We start from the raw sequence: 12,615 nt of genomic DNA, 5'->3' as shown, positions 1-12,615 counted from the left end.
TTATCACTTTGGGGACTTTTTCTTTTTCTATACTTTTTTCGTGAATTCAGTATAAAGATTACCTGGTATTTCATGTTCTAGACGCAATTTTACTGTAATTGGTCTTTCTCCTTCATATTCAACTGAATCACCTTTTCCAATATAAATATAAGGTTCTGTTTTGCCATCAATTTCTTTGTATTTCCTTACAAATAGATGTAAATGTACTCCGCGTTCTTTGTTAAAGATTATGTTTTTTCCTCTTTCAGATGTTTGGCTTGTGTTGTTTTGTGTTTGCCACTGAAAGTAGTTTTGATCTAGGAATTTATCTTGATAATTTATGCTTTCTTTGATGTCTTCTTCTTTATGAAGATCTATAAATAGGAAATAATCGTTATCATTTGCGACAATTCCAGATCCTCTGAATGATGTATGAGTTTTGCGGTAATTTGATAATATTGCCGCATCAATCATTTGGTATTGTTCATAAAGCTTGAAGTGTGGAACACCGTAATATTCGTGTTTATATTCTTTTTCATAACGGTAAATTCCATAATTAAGTACATCTTCAATATACTTTTTGAACTCTGTATTTTCTAACACTGTAATAAAAGCTGCTGATTTGATTAATTTTTCATCACGATAATTTACTAGCTTCTCTTTTATTTTTAGTTGTGTTGTGTCATAGTATTGCTGATCTAAATATTCAAAAGAGTGATGAATACTGTCATCATCAACATCTTTGATTAATTTCAGAATTTCAGTTTTTGCAGCAGCAATCGTTAATTCTTCATGTTCTAGTAAGTATTTAATAATAATAAAATCGTACACTCTTTTTAATGGTAGATGGCTTGATAACTGCTTTAAAATATTTTCAAAGATTTCATCCATTAATATTGACTTGAGATGATTGTCTTTTTCTACCTTTGCGACGAATGAAAGATAAGATTTCTCTTTTTCAATAAACTTAATCGGATCCGGTGCACCGTCAAATTTTAAATAATCTAATAAATATAGTGGAATACGACCTTGATTGAGCTTTTTAAATTCAAAATATTCTTCTTTTAAATATTTCATTGAATTAAAGTTTTCTTGATCAATTTGCTCTAATATTCGCTCCTGGGCTATTTTGTCCATTTGAATATGTGTTGCACCAGGTATATTGGCAAAATCAGTCGCAATCGCCACTTTAAGGCTTTCTTTATCATAGTAACGACTTCCATTTAGTGCAATTGCAATAAGAAACACTTTGCTATGATTTCCAATAAAGTCTAAAACGGTTAAGAAGCTTTTACTATCATGCTTTCGCAAGCCTCTTCCTAGCTGCTGGATAAATATAATCGGTGAATTTGTTGGTCGAAGCATGAGAACGGAATTTACAGAAGGAATATCTACACCTTCATTGAAAATATCCACTGTAAAAATACATTCTAGCTCATCGTAATCATCTTCTAAACGATCGATATATTTGCTACGCTCTTCAACTGAATTTCCTCCATGAAGACAAATGCTTTTATATCCTCTTTTGTTAAATTCATCAGCCATATATTGTGCGTGATTGATACTAGCACAAAACCCTAAGCATTTTCTCTTTTCACCGTCATGACTATAAAAATTCATTTTTTCAATAATAAAGTCAACACGTTCATTTACTTTTAACCTTTTTGTTACTTCAGCAACATCATCAATTGATACATCACTTAAATCGATTCCTTCAACATCTGTTATGCCAAAATAATGAAAAGGTATGACGAGATCATCTTCTAACGCATCATGAAGTCGCACTTCTAATGCAACATTATTGTCAAACAAATCGAACACATTGTAAGAATCACTTCGTTCAGGTGTGGCCGTCATTCCTAACGTGAATTTCGGCTGGAAATATTCCATAACATTCTGATAGGTAGGACTTGTAGCATGATGAGCTTCATCGAAAATAATATAATCAAATTCTTTACGATCAAATTCTTCATATAAGCGAGACATCGTTTGGATTGTGGAAAAAACATAATCTGCATCTGCTTCTTTGTGATTGCCAGTAAGTAAACCAAATGAAATACCGCGATTTGTAATAAGTGTTTCAAACGTTTCTTTTGCTTTTTTAAGGATTTCTTCTCTATGTACAATAAATAATAGTCTTTTGGGTTCAAAGCTTTTCACATCAAATGCTGACATAAATGTTTTACCTGTTCCAGTTGCCGAGACAACAAGTGCTTTACTTTCACCATAGTTGCGTAATCTCTCTAAATTCTCCATCGCACTTCTTTGCATTCGATTTGGAACAATATATGGTGCATTTTCATAGATTAATTGCTGCCTTGTTTGCTGACTTTTAATAGTAAGTAGAAATTCTCTATAGCGAGTAATAAAGTCATAATCAGCTATTTCACTACTATCCCAAAGATGTTTGTACTCTTTTAAGATGTTTTGGATAAAACCACCTTGTTCTTTAGAAATGATCTCCAAATTCCACTCTATATTGCTTTTCAAAGCACTTTGGGTAATATTCGATGACCCAATGATTACTTTGTAGCTATCATGGTATTCAAAAATATATACCTTAGTGTGAAAACCAATTTCTTTATCTGTTACAAACACCTTTAAATTGATATGCGAAAACTCTTTAATTTTTTCCAATGCCTTTGCATCAGTAAAATTTAAATACGTGGAAGTAAGGATTTTCCCTTTTACTCCTTTTTCGCCTGCTTCTTTTAAGGAATCTAGCAATAGCTGTAAGCCACTATAATTGATAAAAGCTACACTAAAATAGAATCGCTCGCACTCTTTAATAGATTTAGTCAGCTCTATCAATAAATTACCGTTAGCGGAATTCGTGATTAATTTCTTATCTGTATCCATGTTTAACTCCTAACTAGTTGCTCATTATATGTATTTAGCTTAGCTCATTAGTTATTATGTATATTCTTTACCCGTCTAGTAAACTTTAAACTTCATTCTTTTTCTTTTATAACAATCATTACACATTAAAGAGCTTTCATTGTTAATGATCATTATATATTTTCAATACCTATCATGACTATCAAACTTTATCATTTATTTCATCTGACTAATCGTATAAACATGTTGTTTACTTTCTATTAAATCTTTATATCTATATAACCAGCCACCTGGATTATTGATTGTTTAAAACATCATAATAAGCATATTTTACTATAAAACCCCAATATTAAATGGATTTTTTCACAAAAGGATTTTACTATATATTCTGATCCTAAAACTTTTTCTTAAAATTATATCGTGTTCACATTGATGTTCATCGCTTTTCAACCATTGCATCTTAAGTTATAATTAAAATAGACAAAGCATAAACTAAAAAAGACTGTTCGGTGCTGGAACACCAAACAGTCACACAATAGCTAGGTTCCCGTCAAGGGGATCAGCGATATTTGTAACATAACTCACCCATCGCGGTCAAAGCTCAAGGGTGGGTTATTTTTTGTCTCTAAAAGATATGATTGACAACACCAAACTTGCAAATGCGATCATAAGCATTAACGTTTGAAATACTGTCATTATAAGCATCACCCTATTCGAAACGGGGTAACACTGACCACCCTTGAGTTTCCTAACTATTGCATCACTAGTATAGCACAAGAGTAGAATGTATGTTCTTATTTATAGTAGTCTTTTTTAGACTTGCCTAACCCACCCGCCTTTTCTTCCGATAAGCTGAAGGACTTTCTCCAAAGTAGTCGGTGAATATTCTCGTAAAATAATCTGGGGTCTGATACCCAACTTCATGTGATATTTCATTAATTGTTCTTGTTGTATGTAGTAATAAGCGTTCAGCTTGCTTTAATCGTATTTTTTTAACCGTTTCAATAATTGATTCCCCTACTTGTTCTTTATATAAATGCGAAAGTCTTGATGGAGAAAGGGAAACATGTTTGGCAAGCTCTTTTACTTGAATTTGCTGATTGTAGTTTTCTGTTACATAATCAACTGCTTCTTTTATTCGTGAATCTAATAATACCGTTGAGCTGTTTTGCTGGTGAAGATAATTGGCTAGAAGTAATATCGTTTCTTCCAATGCATTTATGGCTAATTCATAATGAAAGAGATTTTCTGAATGTAAATTATATTGAATTACTTTTCGAAATGATTCATAAATGGCTATCCTCTCACTTTTCAGCTTTATTTCTGTATGAAAAATCATTGTATTTTTAGATATTTTTGGCAGCCATTCAATCCATGATGGTCTAGGAATAAAATGACACCATTGCATCTCCCATATATGACCTTCAATTGTGTAATAATCATGTGTTACCCCAGGTGGTAGAATTGTAAGTGTTCCAGCTGTATGAAAGAACTGTTTCCCCCCTACTCTAACGGCACCTTCACCTGAAGCTGTATAAATCATTAACCAATCTTTCGTCCCTTTTGAGCGATAAATATGGTACTTGTCATCATTTTTGTAGGTATCAGAAACAAGAATTCCAGGAGGTGGTGAAGGAGTATTTATGACATAATTGTTCAGATTAATAGCCAAATCCTACATTCCCTTCTAAAATGAAAAATTTTATTATAAAAGTAATTCTATTTTATCTTTTTCTTTCGTTATTCGTCTATGTTATAAGGAAAATAATCATGTCAGGAGGAGTCGTCTTTGTTAGATTCTCTAAAAATGAATGATAGAAAAAAGCTATCGTTAAATGGTGAATGGTCTTTTTTATTAGATCCAGAGGAAAAATATGTACCGTCTAACCTTGATCCAGAAAAACTGTGTGACAAGATTACTGTTCCTGGATCGTGGGAGGAACAAGGATTTGGACAGCCTTCAAAGCATCACCCTATTGGTACATGGAAAAAATCAAGAGAGTATGAAGGAACTGCATGGTATTTTAAAGATATTTTTATTTCAGATGATATGAAGAACAAATCTCTGAACTTGGTCATTTCAGGGGCACGGTGGAAAACCAAAGTGTATATCAATAACCATTGTATTGATGAATGTAATAGTCTTGTAAGCTCTCATGTTTATAACGTAACTGACTACATAAATGTTGGTTGTACAAACAGAATTACGATTTATGTAAACAACACCATGATCCTCCCTCTTCATGATAGTCATATTCATTCATACCATACAGCGACAAATTGGGGTGGTATCACTGGTGGAATACATATAGAAGCAACACCTCTGGTAAGTATTCAAACACTTTCCTATTATCCTGATCTTGATCAAAATAAGATTGATGTTCATGTAGAGTTAACAAATGCTACTCTATTAAAACAGAATGATTATTTATCTATCGCTGTTTACACAAAGAATGGAAACAGGGTAACACATACTGAAAAATCTCTACTATCAAACTCCCATAAAGTAATTGTCACATTGGATCTGTGGGATGAAGCAATACTGTGGGATGAAGATCAGCCATACTTGTACCAAATCTCTGCTTCTATTATCCATCAAGAAACGATTATTGATCATAAAGTGCAGTCCTTAGGTTTACGATCTATAAAAACAGTGGATAAGAATATTGTTGTTAATCAAACTCCCAGATTTTTAAGAGGCTATGTAGATTGTTGTATTTTTCCTCAAACAGGTTACCCCTCTTGGGATAAAAACCATTATCTCAAACAATTTAAAACGGTAAAGGAGTATGGATTTAATCATGTAAGACTTCATGGTTGGACACCACCAAAGCCATTTTGGGAAGCTGCAGATGAAGCTGGTATCTTTGTTCAAACAGAATTACCTCACTGGTCAAATTTATATACAAAAAGAGATACATTACCTATTAAAGAAGTTCATGAATTTTTATCTCAAGAAATTGAAAGAGTGATATCTTCATTAAACGAACATCCATCATTCGTTTTACTGTCATTAGGTAACGAATTAATTAGCGCTGAAGGCCATGAAGCTTTAAATGAAATGGTAAATAAATGCCGTTCTTTAGATTCTACTCGACTTTACACAGATAATACGGGATTTGGCCATCTTCCAGCACATGACCGTGAAGGTGACTTTTATATCCCAACTTTGAACGCTCATCCGCCTGTTACGAATCATTATGCAGGAACACCTAACACCTTTGAAGATTACAGTATGGTCACACAATTAGAAGCAAAGCCAATGCTTGCACATGAACATGGACAATTTACTATGTATATACGACCTCAAGAGAAAGACAAATATCAAGGAATTTTACATCCACATTGGTTAAAAACAACAATGGAAACATTAGAAAAGAAGCGTCTTCTAGGTCGTGTTGATGAATTTATCCAAGCATCAGGTGTACTTCAAACAAGAGCCTATAAAGAAAGCATTGAAAGAGCAAGACGAACTTCTGGTCTGTCTGGGATCCAATTGTTAGATATTAGAGACTTCCCTGGTCAAGGTCATGCAACCACCGGCGTACTGGACGTCTTTTGGGACAATAAAGGCACGATTACTCCAGACGAGTTCCGCACATTTAATGATGAATGTGTTTTATTAATGAGATGCAAGTCGCGTACCCATGTTGCAGGCGAGAAAATAAGTATCGTCATTGATCTATCTAACTTCAGTAAGTATTTCTTTGAAGATAATCAATTAATATGGGAGTTAAAAGATCGTCATGGTGATATTCAACAAACAGGTACGATCACTATTTCTAGTGCTACACCTGGGGAAGTAACAACAATTGGAGTAATTGAAGCAACTACACAGCCTAATAAAAGTCAAGAGTTACTGTTAAGTGTATATGTTGAAACTTTAAACAAAGTCATTAAAAATGAATGGGAGTTCTGGACATATGTAAGACCCACTCTCCATAGTCAAGCAAACCAAATATGGTCTGATGTTTCTGCATTAACATCTTCTATTTACGGAATGAAGCATAACGGTAAAATTGGATTTCAGGATTTTAGCTATAAAAAAGTAAAAGGTATAGAGTTAGCCATTTCAGATCATATGTCAACTGAATTACTTCAATATATACTAGATGGTGGAAAAGCTTGGTTAATGGCTGAAGAAGGAAATCAATATGATGAAGTAAAAACACGCTTTTTACCGATTTTCTGGAATTACATTTGGTTTCCTTCACAAGTTGGAACAACGATGGGCATGATCATTCATGACCACCCTTCACTCGATGGATATCTCCATGATGGAACATCGAATTGGAACTGGTATCATCTGGTTGATGGAGCAACGGCAATAAATTTAGAAACCGTTCCCCAAATAAAACCTATTGTTGAAGTCATTGATAATCATAACCGTGGGAAACATCTCAGTTACTGCTTTGAAGCAAAAATTGGTGAAGGAAGTTTGTTTGTCACAAGCTTTACTATTTTGCAAAACTTAAAACGTCCAGAAGTTGAATCACTGCTACATCACAACATCCATTATTTGATGAGTGATAAATTTACACCTTTAGCACATCTTACAGTAGGAGAATGTCTTGGATTATTCAAGCTTCAAGGTACATGGTGAAATTCAAAAAAGCAAAAGAGAATTTAATTATTTCTCTTTTGCTTTTTTACTTTTTCAATAATGTCTCTAGTTTCTAAACCCATTATAAAAGAAAGATTAACTATCTAGATAACAGATTCCAACTCCGAATACAAAAGGGTAAATCACATTATTTTTATATTGATTAAAGATGCACCTGTTAAATTTTTTTGAATTTATCAGAATTTGAAACTCTCATTAGTCTCTAAAAGATAACCCTTCTTCCTTCAAAGCAGACCTAAGTTTCGGTAAAGAAGCTGGACCCATACCGTGAAATGTTAAAATGTCTTTTTCACTATATTTTGATAACTGCTGTAAAGAAGTTATACCATTGTTTTCTAAGGCTCGTCTTGCTGGTGCTGATAGCAATGCAAGAAATCCATTTTCAGGTTTGCGTTCTTGCTCACAAATCGGACAGGTTGGACAATCGGTACTTTTATAATATTTATGCCCTTTGTTACAAATTTTCAAATCTTTGTTGGAAGTTGTCATCTTAAAATTTCTCCTTACATTAAGAGATTTTCATATTATAATTTGAGAACTTAGATGTGTTAACTTTAACATAAGCACCATATAGTTTAAGTGCAATGTTTCACAAACTCTTTTTATTCAAACTGACTAAACTCCAATCTCACCAGTAATCCAACCTTCAATAAAATGTTTTAATGATGCCGCAACCCAGTTTCGGCTATCATCCTCGTGATTCCAAACATATATATCGTTCTTTTCAATGGTGCCGTTTTTTAATATTGCATAAAAAAATAAATCGCCATTACCTGCATCTGAAAAAAAGAAAAGATTATCAAATGGCATATAAATATCTCTATAATCATCAAAATTCCTATAAAATTGATTGTCCTTAATGATTTGGGAAGTTGACCACACCAATGGACAATTCCAGTTGTCGAAAACACCATTTGTTTCGTTATATAAGTCAGTTAATTCTTTTGGTAAATTAACATTTAATTCTTTTTGAATTTGAGCAATCTCAAACTTTTGTGCTGGCTCTTTAAAGTGATATTCCTTCGAAATAGAATTTACAAATTCCTTCCACATTTCATCTCCCCCCTAAATTTTGGATTTAAATCATATTCGATTTTATGTATGAAAATCCTTCTTAAACTGACCTGCTTCTTTAGTTTAATAAAGTTATGAATTCTTTTGTACACAAAAAATCCAACCTTTTTATGAAGCGGCAGTACACTTTAATTTTATTTATTTCAATTTCGTAAACTCTCTCATCTCATCTATCAATTTATCAAAAATTGTACTTTCCTATAATATTTTTTCAATTCAACAATAATTTTATAATCACGTCTTGAAATTACTCTATATACATATGTAATTCACTTACATCTAAGCCTGTATTATCTTTAAAAGATTTTAAAAATCCAATACTTTTACTTTGATCAATTATTTTTTTTATTACCTCAATACCATTATTATCAATAATATATTTAACCCCATAATGTGATTGTAAATATAACTGGTTTGATTCTTTTCTATAATTGGCCCAGTCTTTTCTTGTATTAAGGTTCTCGAAATTAATAACATCCTCGATACTATCTGATACTTCCACATTATCTAATGTTACAGAAACATACTCAGCTAATCCTTCATCAAACCATTTAGGAATTGAAGTAGTACTATTTTCATGTAAGTATTTATCTAAATAGTAATGTGTATATTCATGACTAAGATCTCTTTTGAAAAACCATAAATCTGCCTCTCTTTCAAGTGAGTCAGGTTTAACTATGGATATTAAATTATATTTGCCATAATAAAACGCTCCGACATTATCCAAATCAGAATATTCCTGCAGATCTTCTATTTCATTGAATATTATTACATTTAGTCCATCAGTAAATTCTATATATCCTTCCTAAAAAAACTAATCGTTAGTTAGTGAAAAAGCGACTGTTCTTATTGAACACTCGCACCCGTTAGCTTAACTTAGTTTTCGTTTAAAATCTCATCTAAACGAGGGACAATATCTGTTTCGTGTGCGTCATCTAAATCCTCCATTCTGACTTCAAGATTGGAGAGGATGTGTTCAAATTCAGTCAATTGGGCGCTTTGTTGAAACAACTTAATACCCATAATTACATTTGCCAATAAAATTAGAATAAAAATAATATTATATGGTTTTTTCATAATTTCTTAACCCCCTTATTAAAGATACCTGCTTCTTTAGTTCAATAAGAAAAACGATGCCTTATCAAAGCGTCGCTCCAGTTACTTCAAGAAGAAAAGGCAATTCATTCATTGAAAAATAAGTGTCCGTCAAATTTAACTACATATTTAGTTGCAATGCATTTTTCTGTAATAAGCTAAAAATTATTAAGATGCTATTTCCACAAAAGATAACCTATTATTTATTATTTGTTACGATTTGTGATTTTGTATTTTTCACCTTTGCTATCATAAGTCACCCATTCACCTACAGGCTCACCCATTTTAAAATATCCTGAACGTTTTATTGTGCCATCGGAACGATACCACTCCCAATAGCCCTCTGGCTTATCTTCAATTATTTTCCCCTTTGACCATATAGTTTTTCCGTTTGCATGGTACTTTATCGTGTATCCATCAATCACTTCAAGTTTCTTTTCCTTGACACCGTTCGCGTTTATTAAGTCGCATTTGTCATTTTTCATGATTTACCTCCGATAACCATTTTTTTATCTCATTTTAATGATATTGGTTTATTTTTACACATTTAGTGGTCATTTTTTATATAAAACTTATTCATCAATCCTACCCCGTTTAATTAAGTACATCTCTTCAAAATACCTACATTTATTTTAACATAAAATAACAATTTACTGATTGGATAAAAAATCAGTATCGCAAATAATTCACATAGGAAATAGCATAATGACAATTAATGTCATTATGCTATTTGGTTTGTGATTTCGTTTGAAAATTCAATCAAGTGATTAAAAACGATACATTGATATAACAAGGAATAAGAACAGACCAAACCCTATGCGTTTGTTCTGTTACTTGGTATGTTTTTTCGTATTCTGTACACGAAAACAGGACCCGATAATATAACCAATAGCGTTAACTTATGATATTTTTATCGTAAATAATCATCCCTCTAGAATAGCGAAATGAACTCCTTTTTCAACTATTTGCATCTTAAATCGAACCCCATAACTCCTTAAATCATCACTTATTAAACATGATTTCTATTCTTTTACCGCTCCTGCAGTTAACCCTCGAATAAAGTTTTTTGATCCAAAGATAAACAAAATAATTAATGGAATAATCGCTATAAGTAATCCCATCATTCGTGCTCCATAATCTGTTCGATAATAGCTTCCTAATGACTGAATACTAAGTGGAATTGTAAAAAGTTCTTCTTTGTTGATCATGACTAGAGGCAGCAGGTAATTATTCCATGACCATAAGAAAATGACTAAAGATAATGTGACCATTGCCGGTTTAACAATTGGTAAAATGATTTGGATAAATATCCGTAATTCATTACAACCATCGATTCTGGCACTTTCAATGATATCTTGTGGAACCGCTGATTTGATATATTGTACCATCCAAAAAACACCAAAGGGATTTGCGATCCAGATAAGGATTAATGGAATTAACGTGTTATTTAGCTGAAAAAATCTCATTTCCATGATATAACCAATTAAACCAATTTGAGTTGGAACCATCATCGTACCAATAATAAAAGCATAAAATAGTTTCTTAAATTTATAATTATATTTTGCTAGTGAATAACCTGTCATCGTACATATCAGAACACATAGAATGGTTGAAGTTACTGAGACAAATATACTATTTAAGAAGCTATTTAAAAAGCTACTATTTAAAACTGTTGTTAAGTTTTCAATGGCATATTTTCCTGGCAAAAACATTTTTCCTTTAAAAATATCTTCTGTCACCTGTGTACTCATCATAATGAGTACATAAAAAGGCATAATGCTTATAAATGAAACAACAACAAGTCCAAGGGCTGTTATAACTTTTTTCATTTGTAAGACTCCTTCTTATTTAAAAATTTATAGCTTATTAATGTAAAGATGATAATGATTAAAAATAATGAGAAGGATACTGCTGCACCATAACCAAAACGAGATGTAGCAAAGGTGGTATCATAAAAATGCCAGATAGCTGTTAACACAGAGCGTTCAGGCCCACCAACAGCTGTATCAGTAAAAAGCAATTTCGGTTCATCAAACATTTGTAATCCACCAATAATATCTGTTAACACTAAAAACATTGTAATTGGAGCTAGCAGCGGAATGGTTATCTTAAAGAAAGTATTTACAGCGGAAGATCCGTCCATCTTAGCTGCTTCATAAAGTTCTTGAGGAATCGTGCTTAACCCTGTTAAATAAATGGCCATGTGATAGCCTGTATATTTCCATATAATCATAAGAGCCACCACAATTCTTGCATACATCGGTTCGCCTAACCAGTTTATCCCTTCTTTGATCAAGCCTTTACTCATCAATAGATGATTAACAGTCCCTGAAGACCAATCAAATAAAAAGGCAAAGATCAAACCGATGGCAACGGGTGTTGTAATATATGGGATGAAATTTATCGTTTGAAAGAATGACCTCCACTTTGTAATATTGAATAAAAACACAGCCAACAATAAACCAAAAATGATAACAAAGGGAGTTGACATTAACATGATTAATAATGTATTCCAAACAGATTTCCAAAAAGATGGATCTTGTGTAAAAACACGTACATAATTATCAAAGCCTACAAACGTTTTTTCACTAAAACCATCCCAACTCGTAAAGCTAATATAAAATGAATAAATAATCGGAAAGATATTAAAAGCTAAATAAAAGAGTAAAAAAGGGATTAAGAACAAGTAAGGCCAGGCTTTTATACTAATTGTAAATCTTCTCGATCTTGAAACTTTTGGAGAAATGGTTCTTTTTGATTGGAAAATGGGTTTGTTCTCCACTTTATAAACCTCCTTATCTCAAATGAAAAGGACCTAGTTAAGCTTGAACTAGATCCTTTATGATTTTTACTTTAGGCTGTTTTCGAAAACTTTGTTGCTTTTACATATCCGAAGAAATCAGCACAGTATTAAGTCTAGTGGCATCTTTTCTTCATAAAAAGGTATCCTTAATTGCAAAAAATCACTGTTTCTAACGAATATTTTAGTTACATAGCACCAATCT

11 protein-coding genes are annotated in these 12,615 nt (G+C 32.3%); 1 reads left to right on the top strand and 10 read right to left on the bottom strand.

The annotated features are described in order from the left end of the window. Positions 1 to 27: 27 nt before the first annotated feature. The 3 genes from LC076_RS13980 to LC076_RS13970 all read right to left on the bottom strand — a co-directional run bounded on the left by LC076_RS13980 (position 28) and on the right by LC076_RS13970 (position 4,489). Positions 28 to 2,838, bottom strand: a complete 2,811-nt coding sequence (locus LC076_RS13980; RefSeq protein WP_226669714.1) for a DEAD/DEAH box helicase — start codon at positions 2,836 to 2,838, stop codon at positions 28 to 30. 591 nt (positions 2,839 to 3,429) lie between these two features. Beyond that, positions 3,430 to 3,513, bottom strand: coding sequence for a putative holin-like toxin (locus tag LC076_RS24520; protein ID WP_226669857.1), 84 nt, complete (start codon positions 3,511 to 3,513; stop codon positions 3,430 to 3,432). Between the two features lie 127 nt (positions 3,514 to 3,640). Beyond that, positions 3,641 to 4,489 (bottom strand): helix-turn-helix domain-containing protein, encoded by an 849-nt coding sequence (locus tag LC076_RS13970; protein ID WP_226669713.1) that lies wholly within the window; start codon positions 4,487 to 4,489, stop codon positions 3,641 to 3,643. A 117-nt stretch (positions 4,490 to 4,606) separates the two neighbouring features. Here LC076_RS13970 and LC076_RS13965 point away from each other — a divergent pair, with 117 nt between their 5' ends. After that, positions 4,607 to 7,420 (top strand): glycoside hydrolase family 2 protein, encoded by a 2,814-nt coding sequence (locus LC076_RS13965; protein ID WP_226669712.1) that lies wholly within the window; start codon positions 4,607 to 4,609, stop codon positions 7,418 to 7,420. A 216-nt stretch (positions 7,421 to 7,636) separates the two neighbouring features. Here LC076_RS13965 and LC076_RS13960 read toward each other — a convergent pair whose 3' ends face one another. From LC076_RS13960 to LC076_RS13930, 7 genes are all read right to left on the bottom strand, one after another. Further along, positions 7,637 to 7,930 carry an RNA polymerase alpha subunit C-terminal domain-containing protein gene (locus LC076_RS13960; RefSeq protein ID WP_226669711.1) on the bottom strand — a complete coding sequence of 98 codons (294 nt, stop codon included), beginning with the start codon at positions 7,928 to 7,930 and terminating at the stop codon, positions 7,637 to 7,639. A 126-nt stretch (positions 7,931 to 8,056) separates the two neighbouring features. Continuing rightward, the gene (locus LC076_RS13955) at positions 8,057 to 8,494 is read right to left on the bottom strand and encodes an SMI1/KNR4 family protein (RefSeq protein WP_226669710.1); all 438 of its coding nucleotides are present in this window, start codon (positions 8,492 to 8,494) and stop codon (positions 8,057 to 8,059) included. Positions 8,495 to 8,762: 268 nt separating this feature from the next. Beyond that, positions 8,763 to 9,281, bottom strand: a complete 519-nt coding sequence (locus tag LC076_RS13950) for a peptidase MA family metallohydrolase (RefSeq protein WP_413465992.1) — start codon at positions 9,279 to 9,281, stop codon at positions 8,763 to 8,765. A 110-nt stretch (positions 9,282 to 9,391) separates the two neighbouring features. Then, a complete protein-coding gene (locus tag LC076_RS13945; RefSeq protein WP_226669709.1) occupies positions 9,392 to 9,592 on the bottom strand; it encodes a hypothetical protein in 201 nt (66 codons plus the stop codon). A gap of 224 nt (positions 9,593 to 9,816) precedes the next feature. After that, complete coding sequence (locus tag LC076_RS13940; protein ID WP_226669708.1) at positions 9,817 to 10,095, bottom strand: hypothetical protein; 279 nt, start codon at positions 10,093 to 10,095, stop codon at positions 9,817 to 9,819. Between the two features lie 537 nt (positions 10,096 to 10,632). Continuing rightward, positions 10,633 to 11,439 carry a carbohydrate ABC transporter permease gene (locus LC076_RS13935; RefSeq protein WP_226669707.1) on the bottom strand — a complete coding sequence of 269 codons (807 nt, stop codon included), beginning with the start codon at positions 11,437 to 11,439 and terminating at the stop codon, positions 10,633 to 10,635. Then, the gene (locus tag LC076_RS13930; protein WP_226669706.1) at positions 11,436 to 12,392 is read right to left on the bottom strand and encodes a carbohydrate ABC transporter permease; all 957 of its coding nucleotides are present in this window, start codon (positions 12,390 to 12,392) and stop codon (positions 11,436 to 11,438) included. The genes LC076_RS13935 and LC076_RS13930 overlap by 4 nt, the downstream gene beginning before the upstream one ends. Between the last annotated feature and the right edge of the window lie 223 nt (positions 12,393 to 12,615).

It is taken from the genome of Metabacillus litoralis, from assembly GCF_020524045.1.
GTDB lineage: Bacteria > Bacillota > Bacilli > Bacillales > Bacillaceae > Metabacillus > Metabacillus litoralis_C.
This window is presented reverse-complemented; position numbering and strand designations above follow the sequence as displayed.